Origin of the sequence: Janibacter alkaliphilus (genome assembly GCF_013408565.1) — a bacterium.
Taxonomy (GTDB): Bacteria; Actinomycetota; Actinomycetes; order Actinomycetales; family Dermatophilaceae; genus Janibacter; species Janibacter alkaliphilus.
The window spans coordinates 1,559,319-1,579,504 of the sequence record NZ_JACBZX010000001.1; the positions used below are offsets into that span (position 1 = coordinate 1,559,319).

A 20,186-nucleotide genomic window follows, 5' to 3' on the forward strand; every position below is an offset into this window, starting at 1 on the left:
AGGCTGGCGAGCATGAGACCCGATGCGCTGCAGCAGGCCGTCACGAAGATGGAGCAGCGCGGGGTCGACGGTCGGGCGATCGCGGTCTTCGAGGACTACTGGCGCCAGCTCGCCGACGGCGCTCACGGCTACATCGCCGAGAGCGATATCGCCCCGCTGACCGAGGTCCCCGAGCTGCGCCAGGTCGACGTCGACGACGACCAGCGGGCCGAGGCGCTGCGCCGCGTCGCGGTCATCAAGCTCAACGGCGGGCTCGGCACGAGCATGGGCATGTCCGGGCCCAAGTCCGCGCTCGTCGCCCGCGACGACCTCACCTTCCTCGACGTCATCGCCCGCCAGCTGCTCGCGCTCGGTGAGCAGCACGGCACCCGTCCGCCGCTGGTGCTGATGAACTCCTTCCGCACCCACGAGCAGTCGGTGCGCATCCTCGAGACCTACCCCGAGCTGGCCCACCAGGACCTGCCGCTGGACTTCCTGCAGTCGGCCGAGCCCAAGCTCGTCACCGACGACCTCAGCCCGGTCAGCTGGCCCGACGACCCCGAGCTCGAGTGGTGCCCGCCCGGCCACGGCGACGTCTACGTCTCGCTGGCTACCTCCGGCCTGCTGCAGCAGATGCGCGACGCCGGCATCCGCTACGCCTTCATCTCCAACGCCGACAACCTCGGGGCCACCTGCGACCCCGACCTGGCCGCCTGGCTGCTGGAGGAGGGGGTCCCCTTCGCCGCCGAGGTCACCGAGCGCACCGCCAACGACCGGAAGGGCGGTCACCTCGCCGTGCGCACTCAGGACGAGCGGATCGTGCTGCGGGACAAGGCGCAGGTCGCGCCGGGCGACGAGGACGCCTTCCAGGACACCGGGCGGCACGGCTGGTTCAACACCAACAGCCTGTGGGTCGGGCTCGACGAGCTCGCCGCGCTGCTCGAGGGTCGCGACGGCGGGCTCGGGCTGCCGATCATCGTCAACCGCAAGCGCGTCGACCCGACCCGCACCGACGCCCCCGAGGTCATCCAGATCGAGTCGGCGATGGGCACCGCGGTCGAGGCCTTCGCCGGCTCGCAGGCGATCCGGGTGCCGCGCAGCCGCTTCCGGCCGGTGAAGACGACCAACGAGCTGCTGCTGCTGCGCAGCGACGTCTTCGAGCTCGGCGACGACGCGGTGATCCGCTCCACCACCGGACGCACCGACCCGACGATCCGGCTCGACGAGCACTACACGCTCATCGCCGACTTCGACGCCCGCTTCCCCCACGGGGTGCCCTCCCTGCAGGACTGCACCTCGCTGACCGTCACCGGCGACATCACCTTCGGCGCCGACGTCGTCTGCGTCGGTGACGTCGAGGTCCTCGCACCCGAGGGCCCGGCGCAGGTCGCAGACGGCGCTCGGCTGGAGGGGCGCATCACGCTCGACCCGGCGTGAGCCGGCACTGGCCGGTACGGCTCACCGGGGAGACGCCGACCGGTGTGGGGCTGGTGCTGCGCCCCCTTCGTCGTCGGGACAAGGGTGAGCTGCTGGAGCTGCGCCGCCAGGACGCCGACTGGCTCCGTCCGTGGGACCCGACGACCCCGCCCGGCGGCGGCCCACGACAGGATGCCGTCAGCGACTTCCGGGCCTACCGTCGCGGGCTGGAGGCGGCGGCGCGCAGCGGCAGCACGCTGCCGCTGCTCATCACCTCAGAGGGCCGGATCATCGGCCAGATCTCGGCGAACACGATCGTGCACGGCGCCTTCCGCTCGTGCTCGATCGGCTACTGGGTGGCCTCGCGGATGGCCGGTCGCTGGGTGGCGCCGACCGCGGTCGCGATGCTCGGCGACCACCTGCTCGACCCCGACGGTCGCGCGCTGCACCGGATCCAGCTCGACGTGCGCCCGGAGAACGAGGCCAGCCTCCGCGTGGTCCGCAAGCTCGGGATGCGTGACGAAGGGCGCCGCGCCGCCTACCTGCACATCGACGGCGACTGGCGCGAGCACCTCTCCTTCGCCCTCGTCGCCGAAGATCTCGGTCCGGGAGGGCTGCAGATGCGGGTGTCACGTGCGTATCAGCAGTCACGTGCGCGACACACCGGCGGATCTGCCGGGCCCTGAGGCCGGGGCTGCATAGCGTTGCCCCCGTGCAGTCGAGCAGCCTCATCTTCGTCATCGTCGTGGCGATCTGGGCCGTGTACCTGCTCCAGTACTGGATCAAGCGACGCGACCACCTCTCTACGGTGCGATCCGTCGACCGCTTCTCCGCGGCGATGCGTGTGCTCGACCACCACCGGCTGCACGACGAGGGCGCCGAGCCCGCGCCGCGCTCCTACGCGATCACCCCGACGAAGGCGGCCCGCCCCACGGTGACCGTCAAGCGCGCCGCCGCCCCCCGGGCTGCGCACGACGGCGGTGCTCACGACGGTGTCCATGAGACCCGCGACGCCGGCGCCCCCGACCACGAGAGCCCGGTGCAGCCCATGACCTCCGCGCAGCCCGCTGCCCGCCGCACCCTCATCGACCGGGTCGTCGACGCACCCCGACGGGTGCGCGGCCTCACCCTGCTGGCCCACCTCGCGCTGCTGCCGGTGGTGCTGCTGCTCACCGCCTTCGGGCCGCTGCCCTGGTGGCTGCCCGTCGTCATGCTCGTCGGCACCGCCGGTGCCTTCGGCTGGCTGCGTCAGGGCGTCGTCGAGGAGCGGGCCGCCGCGCGCGCCCACGCGCGTGCCGTCCGCCACCACGCCGACACGGGCGCACCCGAGCGGGCGCGCACCGCACCTGCTGCCACCCGCACCGCGGCTGCTCGTCCTGCCGCCACGCGCAGCTCGGCCCCCCGCACCTCGACCGCGGCCGCGCCGACTGCTGAGGCGACGGTTCGTCGTGAGCGGGCGGACGCCCCCTTCGACGCCCAGCCGAGCGCCGATCTGCCGCAGGCCGAGGCGCCCACGGCCGAGGTGGTCGAGCCGGTCGAGGCCCGCACCGAGCCGGAGCCGGGAACGTGGCAGCCGGTGCCCGTGCCGCGCCCGACCTACACGATGAAGGCCCGCGTGCAGCGGCCCGAGCCGGCCCCGCTGCCGGCCGAGCAGCCGCGCCAGGCGATGGCTCCGGTCGAGGACGACCTCGAGGAGCTGCCGGCTGTGGACGGCGACCTCGTCGCCCCGCGCCGCGTCGTCGGCGGCTGAGCCGCCCCCCTTCGCCCCGGGCTGCCGCCCCCTTCGCCAGGCTGGGCTACCGACCCGGGCCTGTCTTCCACTCGGTCCCTCTGCCCCGGCCCTCTGGCCGACCTCTCCCGTCACAAAACTGCTGCTGGCACCAGTTCCGCCACCCAGCCGCACCTCGTAGTGCTGCTGACTCACGGAACTGCAGCCAGCAGCAGTTCCGATGTCACGGGTCGGTCCGGGGCGAGACGAAGGGGAGATGGCGGTGCGGATGCGGCTGGCCCGGTCAGGTGCGGTAGGTGCCCTCGCCGCGTCCGGTCTCGGGGATGACGTCGCTGTCGGCGACGTCCTGATCGATCTGCGCCTGTTCCTCCTCGGTGACGAGATCCTCGGGATGCTCGTCGCCGTCCTGCGGCTCGGAGGAGAGCAGGTGGTGGCCGACGGCGTTGAGCACGGCCAGCAGCGGCACGGCGAAGAGCGCGCCGAAGACCCCGCCGATGATGACGCCGCTGCCGATGCCGAGCACGACCGCCATCGGGTGCACCCGGACCGCGCGCCCGAGCAGCAGCGGCTGTAGGAGGTTGGCCTCGGCCTGCTGGACGATGACGGTCACGCCGAGCATGGCGAGCGCGGCCAGCGGCCCCTGGGTGACCAGCGCGAGCACGACCGCGATGAAGCCGCTGACGAAGGCCCCGATGATCGGGATGAAGGCGCCGAAGAAGGTGAGCAGCGCGATGCCGGAGGCGAAGGGGACCCCGAGCGCGAAGGCGCCCAGGCCGATCCCGAGCGCGTCGACGGCGGCGACGAGGATGGTGGCGCGGGTGAAGGCCTTGAGCTGGGCCCAGGCGATCCGGCCGCTGCTGAGGGCGCGGGCGCGGGCCGGTCGGGGGAAGAGGCGCACCACCCAGGCCCAGATGCGCGGGCCGTCGTAGAGGAAGAAGAAGAGGACGAACATCGTCAGCACGAAGCCGGTGGCGATCGAGCCCGCGGTCAGACCGGCCTGGGCGGCCGAGCTGGACAGGTCGCCGCCGGCGTTGACCTGCTCCCAGCGCTCGGAGACCCACGAGGTCAGCTGGCTCTCGGAGACGCCGAAGGTGTCCTCGATCCACTGCCGCATGTCGGCGACGCCTTCGCCGACCTGGTCGGTGATGTCGCCGAACTGGCTCGCGAACTGGTTGACGACGAAGCTGAAGAGGGCGATGAGCGCGGTCAGCGTGCCGAGCACGGTGAGCCCGGCGGCGGGGCCGCGCGGCAGGATGATCCGCAGCCGCTGGTAGACCGGGTCGAGCAGGGCGGCCAGCAGCACGGCGACGATCACCGGGAAGACGACCTGGTGCATGAACCAGACCCCGCGCATCAGCGCGTAGATGGCGGCGGCGATGAGCAGCAGCCGCCAGGCCCACTCGCTGGCGTCGCGGATGGTCTGCGGCACGGCGCTGGCCTGGCTGCCAGGGGCGGGGGCGGTGGTGCGTACGACGATCTCGCGCTCCGGGCGGGGACGGGGCAGGCGTGGGGCGCGGGCGCGGCCGGACGTGCCGGACCGCTCGCGGCGCCGCAGCGAGCGCGCGATCTCGCCGATGCTTCTCGGGGTGCTCTCGGGCATGCAGGTCCTCGTCCGGGCGGATGGCTCCCCGAGGCTATCCCGGCACGGGGACATCGCCGGCCTGGGAGGGCGGGCTCGGCGGTTTCCAGCCCGGGCCAGCGCGGTGTTATCGTCTCTGCTGCACCTGATGAGGGTGCTCGGGGCTGTGGCGCAGTTGGTAGCGCGTCTCGTTCGCAATGAGAAGGTCAGGGGTTCGAATCCCCTCAGCTCCACCCGTCAGGATCCACGTCAGTTCAGCTGTGACGCGGCGCCCAGGGCGGACTCGTCTTGCTTCACCCATCACCCGATTCCCTCTTCGGGCACCCCAGCGTCCCTATGGCAGCGCCGACTACGATGAACTCGTCCGAGAGTTCCAGTGGCGACCAGACCTGACATTGGTAGAGCCGACGTCCCTCGTGCGCGAAGGGATACATGATGGCGAACTGCACCGCATCGAGCTCGGCGAGATCAATCATCGCCCGAAGGGACGGTTGTTCCAGGCCGCAAGTGCACCACGTCCCGTCATCGCCGTACCTGAGTCGCCCGTAGCGCATCGCCTCTGGTCGGGAGAGGAACAGCGGTATCGCCCTGTCCGGCAAGGTGCCGTTCGATGGCGGACTGTCTTCGATGGGAGTGAGTAGCCAAGATGCCGTCGGCTCCCCATCCTCCGCTTGCCTGATTGTCCAGAAGGGTTGACCAATAGCGGATTCGTCGGGCAGGGCGATTGGACCCAACCAGGAAGCGATAATCCGGCCGAAATCCGGAATCGTCTCACCGTCCACGTACTTGATGCCGTGGTCTTCCAGGTACCTTAGGGCGCCGCTTTGAAATCCCTTCATTGACACGAAAACACCAATCGTGCTTGGCATGTCACTGATCTTGCCGTGGAACGCGATTACCTCATCCCGCGTTGTTCGGCGCTTGTGATCCTTGCACTCGATAGCCACGCGGTGGCGAACGCCTGCCACCTCGAACTCGAAGTAGACATCAATGGCATAGGTGTTTCCTCGCTTGTCTGCGACTTTCGCCCCGTTGGTGACGCGGATGTTCTGAGCATGTAGGACCAGCAGGGACTGATACATGTAGGTAACGTAGCCTTCGAGGAACTCGCCCGGACGCGCCTTTCGGCCGCGATTGGCTCGCATCCACAGGTCGAAGTTTCTTCGCATCTCGTCCAAGGCTCGATCTCCTTGCCTTTGCATGGTGGCTTTCCTTGAGATGGTAGATGCATGGTCAGACAACCCACCTCACTCGGAACTAGAGAGGTGGCTCGGAACCTCATGGCACTGCTGAGTCGAGTGGTCCGCTGGTTGTTCGATTGCTCCAAGGCCTGCTCGGTCGTCGTCGTGCCGAGGTGGCGCAGGTTAGATATCGCCGTGGCGATCGATGCATGGCCGATCCCGGGCTTGAACCGTAATGGGATGCGCTCCCTCGAGAGCCAGAGGCAGGACGCGTCACGCCGCAGGTCGTGGATGCGCCGAATCTTGCACCTATGGCACCAGGAATGACGCACAGCGCAGGACCTCCAGCGCCTTCACACTGAGAAATTCAGAGGTTCGAATCCCCTGGGCTCCGCCACTATTCGATCCTGATCTGTTTCGTCGGCCCGCTGTCCTCCGGCGGTGGCTTCTCCTGGCCATCCGCCTGATCGCTAACCTCGAGGCATGAACCGTTGGGAACGGCTGCTCGAGCCGACACCCTTCCAACGTTGGATCGACCGACGCGGACGCGCGATCATCCTCACCTCCCTCGCAGTGGCTGCCGTGTCTCTGTGGTTGTTCATCGAGATCGTCAGGCAGGACGGATGGGGATGGAGCGTGCTCTCGCCTCTCGCCTCTCGTCTCTATCTCGATCCTCGTGGTGCAGGTGCCCTTCACGGTGCGTCTGACGCGGCGGTACATCGCGGCCTACGAGGTGCAAGAGGCGCGATCCGCCGACGAGCGCTGATCTCCCGTGCCGCGGGCTCTTCCCCGGCCGCCCGCTGCTCCTGGATCAGATCCGCGTCAGTCCACCGGCTTCATGACGTCCACCCACGCCGCCCCGGTGAGCTCAGCGAGCTGGTCCGGGGTGGTCCGCACCGCGCTGCTCGGGCTGCCGCCCGCCGGGTAGACGACGTCGAAGGCGCGCAGCGACTCGTCGCAGCAGATCTCGACCCCCTCCGGATGGCCGAAGGGGGAGACCCCTCCGACCGGCTGACCGGTCAGCTCCTCGGCCTCCTCCCGCGCAAGCATCCGCGGCTTGGCGCCGAAGGCCGCGCGGAAGCGCGCGTTGTCCAGGCGTGCATCGCCGCGAGTGACCAGCAGCAGCACCCGCTCGCCCGCGCGCACTGCCAGGGTCTTGGCGATCTGCCCCGGCACCACCCCCAGCGCCGCGGCGGCCGCGTCGACCGTGGCCGTCCCCGCCTTCGGCTCGATCACCCGCAGCCCGGCGCCGCGCTCGTCGAGCCAGGCCTGCACGTGCTCGGTGCTCATCACGCCCCCTTCGCCCGTCCTGTCGACGTCGCCGCTCGTCACGTCTCGCCGCGATCCTGCCACGTCACCCGGAGCCGCTACCGTGGTCCGCAGGACCCAGCGACGGGGCCGCGGACGAGGGAGCAGTACCCGCACGGCGACAAGACTGACTCACGAAGGGGTGTCGTCATGGCCTGGTTGGTCCTCATCCTCTCCGGAGCGCTGGAGGCGGTGTGGGCCGCCGCGCTCTCCGCCTCCGAAGGCTTCCGCCGTCGCGGCCCGGCCGCCCTCTTCGTCGTCGGCCTCATCGGCAGCATCGGCGGCCTCGCGTGGGCGATGCGCGAGCTGCCCACCGGCACCGCCTACGCCGTCTGGGTCGGCGTCGGCGCCACCCTCACCGTGCTGTGGGGCTTCGTCACCAAGCAGGAGCGCCCGACCGCCGCGCGGATCGCCCTGCTGGTCGTGCTCGTCGGCTCGGTCATCGGCCTGAAGGTGGTGGGTTGAGCGATGCCGTGGATCATCCTGCTGATCAGCGCGGTCTTCGAGGCCGTGTGGGCGACCGCGCTCGGCATGACCGACGGGCTCACCGAGCCGCTGCCCACCCTCGTCTTCGCCGTCGCGCTGCTGCTGAGCATGCTCGGGCTGGGCAGCGCGCTGCGGCACATCCCGCTCGGCACCGCCTACGCGGTGTGGACCGGCGTCGGCGCGGCCCTGACCGTCGCCTACGCGATCGCCACCGGCGAGGAGAGCGTCTCGGTCGCCAAGCTCGTCTTCCTCGTCGGCATCGTCGGCGCGGTCGTCGGGCTCAAGCTCGTGCCGCACGACGAACCGGCCGAGGTGGACGGAGCCCCCGCCGACGCGGGCTGATCCGGTCGCCCTCGTGCCGGCTGCTCAGCCGCGGGTGATCTCGGCGACGGCTCCCTTCGCCGTCCTCCCGGCGCCGATGAGGGTGGCCGAGGCGAAGCCGGTCCGGTCGCCGTAGCCGAGCAGGTGCAGCCGCGGCTCGTCCAGGCAGCGGGTCACCTCGGTGCGCGGCATCCCGCCCTCGGTGGGCAGCCCGAGCGGCGCGAGGTGCGCCAGGTCGGGTGTGAAGCCGGTGCACCAGATGATCGCGTCGCAGGCGACGAACGAGCCGTCCTCCCAGGCCACCCCGTCCGGGGCGATCCGGTCGAACATCGGGTGCGCCACGAGCGCGCCACGGTCCCGGGCCGCCCGCACGCTCGGCACCATGACGATGTCCCCGAGCCCACCCAGCCCCTCGGCCTCCTGGCCGTGCCGGCGGGCGGCGGCGCGCTGGGTGGCGACGTCGAAGAGCACCCGCCCGTCGACGTCGTCCGGCATGAGCCGGGGCGGGCGCAGGGTGCACCACGTGGCCTCGGCGACCGGCGCGAGGTCGGCGAGGATCTGCGCGGCCGAGTTGCCGCCGCCGACGACGACCACCCGCTGCCCGGCGAAGGGGTCGGGCCGGCGGTAGTCCACGGTGTGCAGCTGACGCCCGGCGAAGTCCTCGCCGCCGGTCACCCGTGGGCGGTGCGGCCGCCGCCACGACCCGGTGGCGCTGATGACGTGCCCGGCCCGCCAGGTGCCGCGGTCGGTCTCCACGGCGAGCGCGTCGTCGTCGTCGCGGACGGCGCGCACGGTGACCGGCCGGCGCACCGGCAGCTCGTAGCGCCCCTCGTAGGCGGTGAGGTAGTCCACGACGTGGTCGGCGCTCGGGTACTCGACCCCGGGCTGGCGCGGCATCGGCCACCCCGGCAGCGGGCTGTGCGCCGCGGGGGAGAAGAGGTGCAGCGAGTCCCAGTAGTGCTGCCAGGCCCCACCGGGCCGGTCCTCCGCGTCGAGGATGACGAAGGGGGCTCCGGCCCGCCGCAGGAAGTACCCGGCGGCCAGCCCGGCCTGCCCGCCACCGATGACGACGACCTCGGTGTTGGTGACCTCCGGGTCGCTGACCTGGGGGCCGGGTGAGCTGGTCACGCGGGCCACTCTGCCAGCGCGGTCGGGAGCCCCTGCGGGATGATGCGGGCATGGACGTCGACGTCGCCGTGGAGCGGGTGATCGCCTGTCCGGTCGCCGAGGTCGCTGCCGTCGCCGGGGACCCGGGCAACGCGCCCCGTTGGTACCGCAACATCACCGAGGTGCGCTGGCGCACCGAGCCGCCGGTCGGGGTGGGCTCGCGGATGGACTTCGAGGCGCGCTTCCTCGGGCGGCGGCTGGCCTACACCTACGAGGCGGTCGCGCTCGAGCCCGGGCGGCGGCTGGTGATGCGCACCGCGGACGGGCCCTTCCCGATGGAGACGACCTACACGTGGGAGGCGTTGGGGGAGAGCGCGACCCGGATGACCCTGCGCAACCGTGGGACGCCGACGGGCTTCGCCGGCCTCACCGCGCCGCTGATGGAGCGGGCCATGCGCCGGGCGATGACCGGCGACCTCGCGGCGCTGGCCCGGCTGCTCGAGAGCTGATCTGCCCCGCCGTCGTCTCCCTTCGTCGCACCCTCGTCCCCCTTCACCGGCCGGCTGTCCTCGCGTCTGGAAGAAACTGCTGCTGGCAGCACGTTCGCCACCCAGCAGCAGCTCGAGGTGTGGCTGGCTCGCGGAACTGCTGCCGGCTGCTGACGCATTCACCCTGACGCATTCACCCTGACGCGCGCTACCACGCAGTAGGTGTCGTGATCACAGCACTTACTGCGTGGTAGCGCGCGTTCTAGGGGCGACACCAAGGTGCACGGCACAGGGCGAAGGGGGTTGGCCTCGGGACGAAGGGGAGTCGCTGGACACCGCCGAAGGTGCCCGAGCCGACCTGGCAGCATTGCTGGACGTGATCGCGCTCGTGCCGACCAAGGCGACCCAGGAGGCCAAGTCCCGCCTGGCGCTGCCCGCCCCGCTGCACGACGACCTCGTCACGGCGATGCGCGAGGACGTGCTCGCCGCCCTCAGCGAGAGTTCCCACATCGACCGGGTGGTCGTCGTCGACGAGGCGGGGGGCCTCAACGCCGCGCTGCAGGCCGCTTCCGCCCGGCTGAGTGCCACCGACCCCACGTCCCCGGTCGTCGTCGTCCCCGCCGACCTCGCCGCGCTCACCCCCGCCACCCTGGACGCGGCGCTCGCCGCCGCGACGACCGCGCTCGCCCCGACCGGGCTCGCCTTCGTCCGGGACGCCGAGGGCAGTGGCACCACCCTGCTCGTCGCCGCCACCCCGGACCGGCTCGACCCGCGCTACGGCCCGGGGTCGGCCGAGGCGCACGCCCAGATCGCCACCGAGGTCGACGCCGACCCGCGGGTGCGCCGCGACGTCGACACGCTCGCCGACCTCTACGCGGCCACCGCCCTCGGGCTCGGGCCTGCCTGCGCGGGCGCGCTCAGCGCAGCAGCAACGACAGGAGCTCGATGACCGCGATGAGTACCACCGCCGCGCTGTAGGCCGCCGCCCGCTGCCCCACCCGCAACCCCGGTGCCCCAGGCGCGAGCATCGCCGCCGCCACCGCGAGCACCCCGGCGGCAGCCACTGCCCAGGCGAGCGCTCCGAGGACGTCGACGTTCAGCCGGGCCATGAGCAGCAGCGAGACGGCCAGCGCCAGCCCGGTGCGGATCGCTGACAGCCTGGTCCGCTCCGGCTGCAGCCCCGGGTCCCGCGGCTGCCCCGTCTCCACGGTCACACCGCTCAGACCGCGACCGCGAGGATCAGCCCAAGCATCGCCATGAGCAGCACCGCGCCGGCCAGCACCAGGCCGGTGCGCATCCCGCCGATCGGTCGGTCCTCGCGCACCGCCCGCTCCACCCGCGCCCATCGCCGCCAGGCCATCACCGCGCTGAGCAGCGCGACGACGCTGAGGAAGCCCGCCGCGGTCCTGGTCAGCGGCTCGGGGTACCCGGTCGGCAGCGCGTCCACGGCCACCCCGGCCGCCAGCAGCGCGAGCGAGGTGCGGATCCAGGCGAGGAAGGTGCGCTCGTTGGCCATGGAGAAGCGGTAGTCCGGCTCCTCGCCGGTGCCGTAGACCGACCGGGGCCAGCGACGATCCGGCGCAGGTGACTCCACCTGCCCGACCTTATCCGTGCCCGCGCGGTCGTCCACCCTTCGCCGTGGGCCCGCCCTCTCGCGGCCGACCACGCGCCACTGGCCGCTAACGACCCGCCTACGCCGCGGGCTACCACGCAGTAAGTGCTGTGATCACGACACCTACTGCGTGGTAGGCGGGGATCAGGGGCCGCATCAGGTCAGCGCGTGGTCGCTGGGGATCAGCGTGGTGGCCGGGGGATCAGACCCAGCTCGGGAACCACATCCGCCAGCGCCAGTGGTCGTAGGGGATGACCTGCGCGGTCCAGATCGGCCAGAAGAAGGCGAAGTTGGCCAGCACGACGAGGCAGTAGGCGCCGACGACGAGGTACCCGATCTGCCGCCTTCGGGTGCTGGCGCCCGGCGCCCCGAGCGCCAGCCCCAGCAGGAAGACCACCGCGAGGATCACCCAGGGCTCGAAGGAGATCGTGTAGAAGGTGAAGATCGTGCGGTGCTGCAGGAAGAACCACGGCAGCCACCCTCCGGCGAAGCCCGCGAGGATCGCCCCGGCCCGCCAGTCCCGCTTGAAGATCCACCAGAAGAGCAGCACGACCAGCGCGATCGTGGCCACCCACCAGATCGAGACGGTGCCGACGCTGGAGATCGCCTTGCTGCACTTCTCCACGTCGCAGCCGGCCGCCGCCTCCGTCTTCGTCTCGTAGAAGAAGGACGTCGGCCGGGACTGGATCATCCACGACCACGGGTTCGACTCGTAGCTGTGCGGCGAGGTGAGGTTGTCGTGGAAGCTGAGGATCTCGGTGTGGTACTCCCACAGCGAGCGCAGCGCCGGCGGCAGCCACTGGATCCCTTCGCCAGGATGCTGCGCCGCCCAGTCCCGGTTGTAGCCCCGGTCGCCGAGGAACCACCCGGCGAAGGACCCGAGGTAGGTGGCCAGCACGATCACCGACATCGTCACGAAGGCCCACGGCCCGTCCTTGAAGATGCCCGCCACGACGAAGTTGCGCGCCCCGACCGCCCGCCGCGCCCCGACGTCCCACAGCACCGTCATCAGGCCGAAGGCGGCGAAGAAGTACAGCCCGGACCACTTCGTCCCGGTCGCCAGGCCGAGGCTGAGCGCGGCCACCAGCCGCCACGGTCGCCACAGCAGCCACGGACCGGTGGCGAAATGACGGACGTCGAGGCGGGCGACCTTGGTCGCCAGGCGTTCTCGTGACCAGTCACGGTCGATGAGCAGCGCGCCGAAGGCCGCCAGCGCGAAGAACATGAGGATGAGGTCCAGCAGCCCGGTGCGGCTGTGCACGAAGTGGTGCCCCTCGAAGACCATGAGGAAGGACGCCACCGTGCCCAGGACCGAGGAGCGGAAGAGCCGCCGCGCGATCCGGCCCACCATGAGGATCGAGATCGTGCCGAGCAGCGCCACGGCCACCCGCCAGCCCCAGCTGGAGTCGGCGCCGAAGACCCACTCGCCGGCCGCGATGATCCACTTGCCCACCGGCGGGTGGACCACCATGTCGCCCTGGGACTCCTGGAAGACGTCGATCGTCCCGGAGGTGAAGAGGGGGTCAACCTCCTCCCCTTCGCCGTCCCACTGCATCTCGGTGCCGAAGAGCAGCATCGAGGCGCCCTGCTTGACGTAGTACGTCTCGTCGAAGACCAGCTGGTGCGGGCGGTCCAGGCTCCAGAAGCGCAGGATCCCGCCGACGACGGCCATGGTCAGCGGGCCGAGCCAGCCAAGCAGTCGGTCGGAGGGGACGTACCCGAGCAGGCGCCATCGCAGCTGCTCCAGGCGGTCCATGGCGCTCAGCCTAGGTGAGGTCGCCGCGTCGGCCTGCAAGGATGCGCGCATGCCCCTGGTCCTGGCCGCCACCCCGATCGGAGACCCCCGCGACGCCGCCCCCCGGCTGGCCGACGAGCTGGCCGCCGCCGACGTCGTCGCCGCCGAGGACACCCGGCGGCTGCGCCGGCTGGCGGTCGACCTGCGGGTCGAGCCGCGCGGGCGGGTGCTCAGCTATCACGAGCACAACGAGGCCAGCCGCACCGAGGAGCTGGTCGCGGCCGTCGCCGCCGGGGAGCGGGTGCTGCTGGTCACCGACGCCGGCATGCCGTCGGTCTCCGACCCCGGCTACCGGGTGGTGCGCGCCTGCGTCGAGGCCGACCTGCCGCTGACCTGCGTGCCCGGGCCGAGCGCGGTGCTCATGGCGCTGGCCGTCTCCGGGCTGCCGGTGGACCGCTTCTGCTTCGAGGGCTTCCTGCCGCGCAAGCCGGGGGAGCGGGCGCGTGCGCTGGCCGCGCTGGCCGACGAGCCGCGCACGATGGTCTTCTTCGAGGCGCCGCACCGGGTCGCCGTCAGCCTGGACGCGATGGCTCAGGCGCTCGGCCCCGACCGGCCGGCCGCGCTGTGCCGCGAGCTGACCAAGACCTACGAGGAGGTGCGCCGCGGCGGGCTGGCCGAGCTCGCCGACGGCGCGCGGGAGGGCGTGAAGGGGGAGATCACTCTCGTCGTCGCCGGGGCCCCGCCGCGGGAGGTTCCGCTGCAGCAGGCGCTGGAGCAGGTGCAGGCGCTCGTCGCCGACGGGGTCCGGCTCAAGGACGCGACCCGCCAGGTGAGCGCGAGCACAGGGCTCTCCGCCAAGGCCCTCTACGACGCGGCCGTCGCCGCCCGCTGAGCCGCCCGCCCACCCTTTCGCAGCTGCCCGGGCAGTTGCGGGGCCGGTGCGAATTTGCCCGGGCAGTTGCGGTGGATCGTGTGAATTGCCCGGGCAGTTGCGGGGGCTGGTGTGATTTGCCCGGGCAGTTGCGGGGGCTGGTGCGAATCTGCCCGGGTGCGCGCGAGGCCGAGGTCACAGGGGACGTCTGCCTGACCCGGGGGCGAGAGCGGACCGCCTGCGCCACGATGGGTCGACATGAGGGTGCACCACATCAACGGCGCGATCATGACCCCTCCCGTCGTGGGACGGATCGTCGCTCACGTGCTGCTCGTCGAGCACCCCACCGGGCTCGTCCTCGTCGACCGGCTTCGGCCGGGCCGACCAGGCCGACCGCTCCCGGATCGGGCCGATGCGGGCGCTGCTGCGCCCGAGCCACGACGACGCCGACACCGCGGCCGCCGCGATCGAACGCCTGGGGCACCGCACCGAGGACGTCACCGACGTGGTGCTGACCCACCTCGACCTCGACCACGCCGGGGGCATCGCCGACTTCCCGGGCGCTCGGATCCATACGACCGCCGTCGAGCACCGGGCGGCGCTGCCGCGACCCCGTGGGCGGGATGCGCTGCGCTACCGGCCCGCCCAGCTGACCCACGACGCCCGCTGGGAGATCCACCCGGGGCCCCGGCGACCCGTGGTCCGGGCCTGGCGCGGCGGTGGATCTCAGCGGGATCGAGGTGCTGCCCGGCATCACCATGCTCCCGACCCACGGGCACACCCGGGGCCACACCGCGGTCGCCGTGCAGAGCGACCGGGGGCTGCTCGTGCACGCCGGCGACGCCGTCTTCGACGGCTCGGTGCTCACCGACGTCGACCCGGCCGGCCGGCGGATGAGGCCGCTGCGGGTGCTGCGCGCCTTCGAGCAGGTCATCGCCCACGACCGCTCGCGGATCGCCGGTAACCACGCGGCCCTGCGCCACCTTCAGGCCAGCGGCGAGGCGACGGTCATCCCGGCGCACGACCCACGGGTCTACGACGCGCTGCGTACGCTCGCCTAGTTCTCGCAGCTGCCCGGGCAGCTGCGCAGACCAGTGCGATTTGCCCGGGCAGTTGCGCAGGCCGGTGTGATTTGCCCGGGCAGTTGCGGGGGTGGGTGTGATTCGCCCGGGCAGCTGCGCAGGGAGGGTGGTGGGGAGGGCGGGCCACCCCACGGTGGCTTCTCAGGTGGGCCTGAGACACTGCGAGCATGGCTGCGCCTGACCTCGACTGCGATCCGGGACCGCGCGACCCCGAGGAGCCGGACCCGCAGTGGTCCGCACCGGACTCCGGCACCGACATCCCCGGTGCCCACGAGACCGAGCAGCAGGCCGACGCCGCTGCCGCCGAGGCCGCGGCTGGGCTCACCGAGGGCCACCACGAGGGCACCGCCCCGGTCGGCGACGAGACCACGGTGGTGCACCTGCTGCGCCACGGCGAGGTCTACAACCCGGAGAAGGTCCTCTACGGCCGCCTCCCCGGCTACCACCTCTCCGACCTCGGGCACGAGATGGCCGACGGGGTCGCCGCCCACCTCGCCGACCACGACCTCGGGCTCGTCGTGCACTCCCCGCTGGTCCGCACCGCCGAGACCGCCGCGCCCACCCTGGCCCGGCACGGGCTCACCGCGGTCGTCGACCCCCGGGTGATCGAGGCCGGCAACCGCTTCGAGGGGCGCCGCTTCCGCAAGCGCCTGCTGCTCGACCCGCGCCGCTGGTGGTGGATGCGCGACCCCACCAAGCCCACCTGGGGCGAGCCCTACCGCGCCATCGCCCGGCGGATGACCGCCGCCATCGAGGACGCCCGCGACCACGCCCGCGGCCGCGAGGTGCTCATCGTCAGCCACCAGCTGCCGATCTGGACCATCCGCAGCGCCCTCGAGCACGGCCGGCTCTGGCACGACCCGCGCCGCCGGCAGTGCAACCTCGCCTCCCTGACCAGCATCACCTTCACCGGCGACACCGTCACCGCCGTGGACTACACCGAGCCCGTCGCCCAGCTCTACCCGCGGGCGTCGGCGACCACCGGAGCCTGACCCATGACCCGCATCGCCCGCACCGCCCTGACGCCCCGCCCCACCGCCCGGCGCAGCACCCTCGGCCGCCGATCCGCCGTCGCCGCCCTCGCCGGTGCCGCGCTCGTGCTCACCGGCTGCACCGGGGGCGACTCCGTCGCCGAGCAGGCGAAGGCGGGCGACAACAAGGGCTACGTGGCCGGTGACGGGCAGATCGTGCAGTACGCCCCGGACGAGCGCGCCGAGCCGGTCGAGCTCGCCGGGGAGACCCTCGAGGGCGATACCTGGGAGACCAGCGAGCACGAGGGCTCGGTGGTCGTCGTCAACTCGTGGGCCAGCTGGTGCGGGCCCTGCGAGAAGGAGGCCCCCGAGCTGGTGGCCACCCACGAGGCCTACGCCGACGAGGACGACGTCGAGTTCATCGGCATCGACTACCGCGAGCCGTCGAAGGAGACCGGCCGCGCCCAGGCGCAGGCCTGGGGCCTGCCCTACGACTCCATCTACGACGACGCCGGCACCAGCGCCATCCAGATGCAGAGCAAGCTGAGCACCACCCCGGCGACCGCCGTGCTCGACCGGCAGGGCCGGATCGCCTCGGTCGTCCTCGGCCCGGTCACCGAGTCCACCCTCAGCTCGCTGATCGACGACGCCCTGGAGGAGACCTCGGGATGATCACCGCCCTCCCGGACACCGTCGCCGACGGTGCCCTGCCGCTCGCGGCCGTGATCGCCGCGCTCGCCGGGCTCGTCTCCTTCGCCACCCCCTGCGTGCTGCCGCTGGTGCCCGGCTACCTCGGCTACGTCACCGGCCTGTCCGAGACCTCCCTGGAGGAGCGGTCGAAGGGGCGGATGGTGCTCGGCACGCTGCTCTTCATCGCGGGCTTCTCCGCCGTCTTCATCATCGCCTCGATGTTCGTGGCGAGCATCGGCATGGTGCTGATCGAGCAGCGTCAGCTGCTCCTGCGCATCGGCGGGGCGCTGGTCATCGTCATGGCCCTGGTCTTCCTCGGGATGGGCAGCCAGCGCACCCTGCGGCTGCCGGTCAAGCCCGCCACCGGCCTGGCCGGCGCCCCCGTGCTCGGGGCGATCTTCGGCCTCGGCTGGGCCCCGTGCGTCGGCCCCACCCTCGGCGCGGTGCTGGCGCTCTCGCTGACCGAGGACTCCCTCGGCCGCGCCGTCGTGCTGGCGATCGCCTACTGCGTCGGTCTCGGTCTGCCCTTCCTGCTCATCGCCGCCGCCTACGAGCGCTGGGCCCCGGTCAGCTCCTGGCTGAGCCGGCACCAGCGCGGCATCCAGATCTTCGGCGGGGCGCTGCTGCTCGTCGTCGGCCTGCTGCTGGTCACCGGCGCCTGGGACAACCTCACCGCCTGGCTGCAGCGCCACCTCATCAACGACTTCAAGGTGATCATCTGATGGCCCGCGGCAGCGACGCGCAGATCACCCAGCCGCGGCTCGGGGTGGTCGGCTACCTGCGCTGGGGCTGGCGGCAGCTGACGAGCATGCGCACCGCGCTCTTCCTGCTGCTGCTCGTCGCGGTCGCCGCGGTGCCCGGCTCGGTCTTCCCGCAGCGCTCGATCGACCCCACCCGCACCGCCGACTGGATCGCCGAGCACCCCGACGCCGGCCCGATCCTCGACGACCTCGGCGCCTTCGAGGTCTACGGGACCCCCTGGTTCTCGGCGATCTACCTGCTGCTCTTCATCTCCCTCGTCGGCTGCATCGTGCCGCGCAGTATCGCCCACGCCAAGGCGCTGCGATCGGCCCCGCCGAAGGCCCCGCGCCGGCTCGCCCGGCTCGAGGCCCGGGCCGAGGGCGAGGCCCCCGGCACCGTCGAGGAGGTCCGCGAGGCCGCGCAGGCCGCGCTGAAGAAGCGCCGCTTCCGGGTGGCCAGCCACGACGACACCTCGGTCTCGGCCGAGTCCGGGCACGTCAAGGAGACCGGCAACCTCGTCTTCCACACCAGCCTGGTGGCCCTGATCATCGGCGTCGCCGTCGGCTACCTGTGGGGCTGGAAGGCCGACCTCATCGTGCCCGAGGGCACCTCCTTCGTCAGCACCTCGACCCGCTTCGACACCTACGCCCCCGGGCCGCTGGTCGACGACGAGTCGATCCCGCCCTTCCAGCTGACGGTCACCGAGATGACCGCCGACTTCAACGACCGGGAGCCGGGCACCCAGACCTTCGGCCAGCCCCGGGACTTCGAGGCCCACGTCGAAGGGAGCAGCGCGGACGGGACCCCGATCGAGGACGTCATCAAGGTCAACGACCCGCTGTCGGTCGACGGCGCCAACGCCTTCCTCCTCGGCAACGGCTACGCCCCCGTGGTCACCGTCGAGGACGTCGACGGCGAGGTGCTCTACGCGGGGCCGACCCCCTTCCTCGCCCAGGACGGCAACTACCGCAGCACCGGCGCGGTCAAGGTCGGCGCCGCCGAGCCGCAGCAGCTGGGCCTCATCGGGCTCTTCCTGCCGACCGCGGTGGTCGACCAGGAGCAGGGGCCGGTCTCGATCTTCCCGGACACCCGCAACCCCGCCCTGGCGATGAGCCTCTACGAGGGCGACCTCTTCCCCGACGGGGCTCCGCAGTCGGTCTTCTCCCTGGACACCGCCTCGATGACCGCGGTGCAGGCCGAGGACGGTGAGGACCAGGCGCGGCTGTGGCTGCAGCCGGGCGAGACCGCGCAGCTGCCCGGCGACCGGGGGAGCATCACCTTCGAGCGGATCGACCGCTACGCCGGGCTGTCCGTGCGGCACGACCCGGGGCAGGGGGTGACCCTCGTCGCGGCGCTGCTCGCGCTGGCCGGTCTGGTGGTCACCCTGACGATGAAGCGGCGCCGGGTCTTCGTCCGGCTGACCGACCGCGGCGACGGCACGACCGCGCTCGAGGTGGCCGGGATGAGCCGCGACGACGACGACCGGCTGGCCGAGATCGTCGCCGAGGTCCGTGACGACATCGAGGCCCGACGCGGGGCCGTGGGAGGATCGGGAGCATGACGAACGAGAGCCTGGCGACCTACGCCAACTACGCGCTGGCCTCGGCCGCGCTGGTGCTCACCCTGGCGATGCTCGGCTTCGCGCTCTATCTCGCCCGGGCCGTGCCGGTCCGCGAGGAGGCCGCCGCGCGGACCGCCGACCGGGTCGGAGCCCGCTCCGGCGCCGGGCGCGGCGGGGTGGACCTCGCAGACCGCGACGCGGACGGGGAGGGGTCCTCCGGCGCAGCGACCCGCGCCGACGCCGCTTCGGCGGCCGACGAGCCGGAGCAGACCTCGTTGCGCGGACGCCAGGCCGCCGGGATCGCCGGCTCGCTGACCTGGCTCGGCACGGGTCTGCTGCTGCTCTCCTCGGTGCTGCGCGGCCTGGCCGTCGAGCGCTTCCCGCTGGGCAACCTCTTCGAGTTCAGCGTCGTCGGCTGCCTCTTCGCCGTGGCCACCTTCAGCGCGGTCAGCCTGCGCCGGGACGTGCGCTGGCTCGGGCTCTTCGTCACCGGCTTCGTCGTGCTCGTGCTCATGGTCGCCCAGACCGCCTGGTACGTCCCCGCGGACGAGCTGGTGCCCTCGCTGAAGTCCTACTGGCTGCCGATCCACGTCACCGTGGCCACCCTGGCCGTCGGGATCTGCGTGGTCGCGGCGATCGTCAGCGCGCTCTACCTGCTCAGCGACCGGCAGGCGGTCTCGCCGCGCTTCTGGGCCAAGCTGCCCCCGGCGCCGCAGCTGGAGAAGCTCTCCTACGCGCTGCACATCATCGCCTTCCCGCTGTGGACCTTCACGATCATCGCCGGCGCGATCTGGGCGCACGAGGCCTGGGGCGCCTACTGGAACTGGGACCCCAAGGAGGTCTGGTCCTTCGTCATCTGGGTGGTCTACGCCGCCTACCTGCACGCGCGGGCGACGAAGAACACCTCGCGGCGCACCGCGAACTGGATCGCCCTGGCCGGCTTCGCCTGCATCGTCATCAACTACACCGTGGTGAACTTCTACTTCATCGGCCAGCACAGCTACGCCCAGTGAGCCGCGCGTGATCCGCTACACCCTCTTCCGGTTCCTCATCTTCTTCGGCTGCCTGGCGGCCCTCTGGCTGCTCGGGCTGCGCGGCCCGAACCAGCTGCCGTGGCTGGTGGTCATCGCCGCGTTGGCCTCGATGGTCATCTCCTACGTGGCGCTGCGACCGATGCGCGACGACGTCGTGCGCAAGATGGCTGCGCGCCAGGAGGAGCGGGCGCAGGCCAAGGCCCGTCGTCGGGACACCGACGAGGCCGTCGAGGACGGCAGCGGTGCGGACGGCACGCGCGAGGACGGGGCCGAGGACTTCCGCTGAGCCGTAGGT

The 20,186-nt window shown here is 72.0% G+C and carries 22 protein-coding genes, 1 tRNA gene, 1 pseudogene and 1 riboswitch; of the genes and pseudogenes, 17 read left to right on the forward strand and 7 right to left on the reverse strand.

Translation table 11 applies throughout. The features are described 5' to 3' along the window. Nucleotides 1–12: 12 nt before the first annotated feature. Genes BJY28_RS07580 through BJY28_RS07590 form a run of 3 tightly spaced genes read left to right on the forward strand, consistent with a single transcriptional unit; the run spans nucleotide 13 to nucleotide 3,145 of the window. On the forward strand, nucleotides 13–1,416 hold the full coding sequence (locus tag BJY28_RS07580) for a UTP--glucose-1-phosphate uridylyltransferase (protein ID WP_179462475.1): 1,404 nt from the start codon (nucleotides 13–15) through the stop codon (nucleotides 1,414–1,416). Beyond that, nucleotides 1,413–2,081: a GNAT family N-acetyltransferase gene (locus BJY28_RS07585; protein ID WP_179462476.1), complete on the forward strand. Its 669-nt coding sequence runs from the start codon at nucleotides 1,413–1,415 to the stop codon at nucleotides 2,079–2,081. Before BJY28_RS07580 ends, BJY28_RS07585 begins: the two co-directional genes overlap by 4 nt. 26 nt (nucleotides 2,082–2,107) lie before the next feature. Then, nucleotides 2,108–3,145, forward strand: a complete 1,038-nt coding sequence (locus BJY28_RS07590) for a hypothetical protein (RefSeq protein ID WP_179462477.1) — start codon at nucleotides 2,108–2,110, stop codon at nucleotides 3,143–3,145. Nucleotides 3,146–3,407: 262 nt separating this feature from the next. Here the strand turns inward: BJY28_RS07590 and BJY28_RS07595 are convergent, their stop codons facing one another. After that, nucleotides 3,408–4,724 carry an AI-2E family transporter gene (locus BJY28_RS07595; protein ID WP_179462478.1) on the reverse strand — a complete coding sequence of 439 codons (1,317 nt, stop codon included), beginning with the start codon at nucleotides 4,722–4,724 and terminating at the stop codon, nucleotides 3,408–3,410. A 139-nt stretch (nucleotides 4,725–4,863) separates the two neighbouring features. Between BJY28_RS07595 and BJY28_RS07600 the strand changes: the two genes are divergently transcribed. Further along, nucleotides 4,864–4,936: transfer RNA gene (locus BJY28_RS07600), tRNA-Ala, on the forward strand. A 60-nt stretch (nucleotides 4,937–4,996) separates the two neighbouring features. On the opposite strand, the gene BJY28_RS07605 is transcribed toward BJY28_RS07600, so the two are convergent. Both BJY28_RS07605 and BJY28_RS07610 read right to left on the reverse strand, forming a co-directional pair. Then, nucleotides 4,997–5,872, reverse strand: coding sequence for a restriction endonuclease (locus BJY28_RS07605; protein WP_246313677.1), 876 nt, complete (start codon nucleotides 5,870–5,872; stop codon nucleotides 4,997–4,999). An 834-nt stretch (nucleotides 5,873–6,706) separates the two neighbouring features. Further along, nucleotides 6,707–7,216, reverse strand: coding sequence for a YbaK/EbsC family protein (locus BJY28_RS07610; RefSeq protein ID WP_218875245.1), 510 nt, complete (start codon nucleotides 7,214–7,216; stop codon nucleotides 6,707–6,709). 48 nt (nucleotides 7,217–7,264) lie between these two features. Then, a riboswitch (guanidine-III (ykkC-III) riboswitch) is annotated at nucleotides 7,265–7,329 on the forward strand. Between the two features lie 13 nt (nucleotides 7,330–7,342). On the opposite strand from BJY28_RS07610, the gene BJY28_RS07615 reads away from it, so the two are divergent. Continuing rightward, on the forward strand, nucleotides 7,343–7,657 hold the full coding sequence (locus BJY28_RS07615) for a DMT family transporter (RefSeq protein WP_179462480.1): 315 nt from the start codon (nucleotides 7,343–7,345) through the stop codon (nucleotides 7,655–7,657). 3 nt (nucleotides 7,658–7,660) lie between these two features. Beyond that, nucleotides 7,661–8,020: a DMT family transporter gene (locus BJY28_RS07620; protein WP_179462481.1), complete on the forward strand. Its 360-nt coding sequence runs from the start codon at nucleotides 7,661–7,663 to the stop codon at nucleotides 8,018–8,020. A gap of 24 nt (nucleotides 8,021–8,044) precedes the next feature. Here the strand turns inward: BJY28_RS07620 and BJY28_RS07625 are convergent, their stop codons facing one another. Next, the gene (locus BJY28_RS07625) at nucleotides 8,045–9,127 is read right to left on the reverse strand and encodes an ArsO family NAD(P)H-dependent flavin-containing monooxygenase (protein WP_179462482.1); all 1,083 of its coding nucleotides are present in this window, start codon (nucleotides 9,125–9,127) and stop codon (nucleotides 8,045–8,047) included. A 50-nt stretch (nucleotides 9,128–9,177) separates the two neighbouring features. On the opposite strand from BJY28_RS07625, the gene BJY28_RS07630 reads away from it, so the two are divergent. Both BJY28_RS07630 and BJY28_RS07635 read left to right on the forward strand, forming a co-directional pair. Next, on the forward strand, nucleotides 9,178–9,615 hold the full coding sequence (locus BJY28_RS07630) for an SRPBCC family protein (RefSeq protein WP_179462483.1): 438 nt from the start codon (nucleotides 9,178–9,180) through the stop codon (nucleotides 9,613–9,615). Between the two features lie 355 nt (nucleotides 9,616–9,970). After that, nucleotides 9,971–10,543, forward strand: coding sequence for a glycosyltransferase family protein (locus BJY28_RS07635; RefSeq protein ID WP_179462484.1), 573 nt, complete (start codon nucleotides 9,971–9,973; stop codon nucleotides 10,541–10,543). On the opposite strand, the gene BJY28_RS07640 is transcribed toward BJY28_RS07635, so the two are convergent. The 3 genes from BJY28_RS07640 to BJY28_RS07650 form a co-directional block, all read right to left on the reverse strand. After that, nucleotides 10,512–10,802: a DUF202 domain-containing protein gene (locus tag BJY28_RS07640; RefSeq protein ID WP_179462485.1), complete on the reverse strand. Its 291-nt coding sequence runs from the start codon at nucleotides 10,800–10,802 to the stop codon at nucleotides 10,512–10,514. The genes BJY28_RS07635 and BJY28_RS07640 overlap by 32 nt on opposite strands. Before the next feature lie 11 nt (nucleotides 10,803–10,813). Continuing rightward, nucleotides 10,814–11,188, reverse strand: a complete 375-nt coding sequence (locus BJY28_RS07645; RefSeq protein WP_343037010.1) for a YidH family protein — start codon at nucleotides 11,186–11,188, stop codon at nucleotides 10,814–10,816. Nucleotides 11,189–11,408: 220 nt separating this feature from the next. Continuing rightward, nucleotides 11,409–12,962, reverse strand: a complete 1,554-nt coding sequence (locus BJY28_RS07650) for a dolichyl-phosphate-mannose--protein mannosyltransferase (RefSeq protein WP_179462486.1) — start codon at nucleotides 12,960–12,962, stop codon at nucleotides 11,409–11,411. A gap of 49 nt (nucleotides 12,963–13,011) precedes the next feature. Here BJY28_RS07650 and rsmI point away from each other — a divergent pair, with 49 nt between their 5' ends. The 9 genes and pseudogenes from rsmI (at nucleotide 13,012) to BJY28_RS07690 (ending at nucleotide 20,177) form a co-directional block, all read left to right on the forward strand. Beyond that, on the forward strand, nucleotides 13,012–13,833 hold the full coding sequence (gene rsmI, locus BJY28_RS07655; RefSeq protein WP_179462487.1) for a 16S rRNA (cytidine(1402)-2'-O)-methyltransferase: 822 nt from the start codon (nucleotides 13,012–13,014) through the stop codon (nucleotides 13,831–13,833). A 391-nt stretch (nucleotides 13,834–14,224) separates the two neighbouring features. Continuing rightward, nucleotides 14,225–14,524: pseudogene (locus BJY28_RS17035) on the forward strand (MBL fold metallo-hydrolase); the annotation flags it as partial. Between the two features lie 7 nt (nucleotides 14,525–14,531). Then, nucleotides 14,532–14,873, forward strand: a complete 342-nt coding sequence (locus BJY28_RS16255; RefSeq protein ID WP_246313366.1) for an MBL fold metallo-hydrolase — start codon at nucleotides 14,532–14,534, stop codon at nucleotides 14,871–14,873. Nucleotides 14,874–15,061: 188 nt separating this feature from the next. Beyond that, entirely contained in the window at nucleotides 15,062–15,886 is an 825-nt protein-coding gene (locus tag BJY28_RS07665) for a histidine phosphatase family protein (RefSeq protein ID WP_179462489.1), read from the forward strand. A gap of 3 nt (nucleotides 15,887–15,889) precedes the next feature. Beyond that, on the forward strand, nucleotides 15,890–16,537 hold the full coding sequence (locus tag BJY28_RS07670; RefSeq protein ID WP_179462490.1) for a TlpA family protein disulfide reductase: 648 nt from the start codon (nucleotides 15,890–15,892) through the stop codon (nucleotides 16,535–16,537). Beyond that, on the forward strand, nucleotides 16,534–17,277 hold the full coding sequence (locus BJY28_RS07675; protein WP_179462491.1) for a cytochrome c biogenesis CcdA family protein: 744 nt from the start codon (nucleotides 16,534–16,536) through the stop codon (nucleotides 17,275–17,277). Before BJY28_RS07670 ends, BJY28_RS07675 begins: the two co-directional genes overlap by 4 nt. Next, nucleotides 17,277–18,857, forward strand: a complete 1,581-nt coding sequence (gene resB / locus BJY28_RS07680) for a cytochrome c biogenesis protein ResB (RefSeq protein ID WP_179462492.1) — start codon at nucleotides 17,277–17,279, stop codon at nucleotides 18,855–18,857. The genes BJY28_RS07675 and resB overlap by 1 nt, the downstream gene beginning before the upstream one ends. Continuing rightward, the gene (gene ccsB, locus BJY28_RS07685; protein ID WP_179462493.1) at nucleotides 18,854–19,870 is read left to right on the forward strand and encodes a c-type cytochrome biogenesis protein CcsB; all 1,017 of its coding nucleotides are present in this window, start codon (nucleotides 18,854–18,856) and stop codon (nucleotides 19,868–19,870) included. The genes resB and ccsB overlap by 4 nt, the downstream gene beginning before the upstream one ends. Nucleotides 19,871–19,877: 7 nt before the next feature. Then, entirely contained in the window at nucleotides 19,878–20,177 is a 300-nt protein-coding gene (locus BJY28_RS07690; RefSeq protein ID WP_179462494.1) for a DUF4229 domain-containing protein, read from the forward strand. The last annotated feature ends 9 nt before the right edge of the window (nucleotides 20,178–20,186 follow it).

Coding starts and splice junctions, on each gene's coding strand:
- BJY28_RS07580 (WP_179462475.1), top strand. CDS start 13: ATGAGACCCGATGCGCTGCAGCAGGCCGTCACGAAGATGGAGCAGCGC.
- BJY28_RS07595 (WP_179462478.1), bottom strand. CDS start 4,724: ATGCCCGAGAGCACCCCGAGAAGCATCGGCGAGATCGCGCGCTCGCTG.
- BJY28_RS07605 (WP_246313677.1), bottom strand. CDS start 5,872: ATGCGAAGAAACTTCGACCTGTGGATGCGAGCCAATCGCGGCCGAAAG.
- BJY28_RS07615 (WP_179462480.1), top strand. CDS start 7,343: ATGGCCTGGTTGGTCCTCATCCTCTCCGGAGCGCTGGAGGCGGTGTGG.
- BJY28_RS07620 (WP_179462481.1), top strand. CDS start 7,661: ATGCCGTGGATCATCCTGCTGATCAGCGCGGTCTTCGAGGCCGTGTGG.
- BJY28_RS07630 (WP_179462483.1), top strand. CDS start 9,178: ATGGACGTCGACGTCGCCGTGGAGCGGGTGATCGCCTGTCCGGTCGCC.
- BJY28_RS07650 (WP_179462486.1), bottom strand. CDS start 12,962: ATGGACCGCCTGGAGCAGCTGCGATGGCGCCTGCTCGGGTACGTCCCC.
- rsmI (WP_179462487.1), top strand. CDS start 13,012: ATGCCCCTGGTCCTGGCCGCCACCCCGATCGGAGACCCCCGCGACGCC.
- BJY28_RS07665 (WP_179462489.1), top strand. CDS start 15,062: ATGGCTGCGCCTGACCTCGACTGCGATCCGGGACCGCGCGACCCCGAG.
- BJY28_RS07670 (WP_179462490.1), top strand. CDS start 15,890: ATGACCCGCATCGCCCGCACCGCCCTGACGCCCCGCCCCACCGCCCGG.
- BJY28_RS07675 (WP_179462491.1), top strand. CDS start 16,534: ATGATCACCGCCCTCCCGGACACCGTCGCCGACGGTGCCCTGCCGCTC.
- resB (WP_179462492.1), top strand. CDS start 17,277: ATGGCCCGCGGCAGCGACGCGCAGATCACCCAGCCGCGGCTCGGGGTG.
- ccsB (WP_179462493.1), top strand. CDS start 18,854: ATGACGAACGAGAGCCTGGCGACCTACGCCAACTACGCGCTGGCCTCG.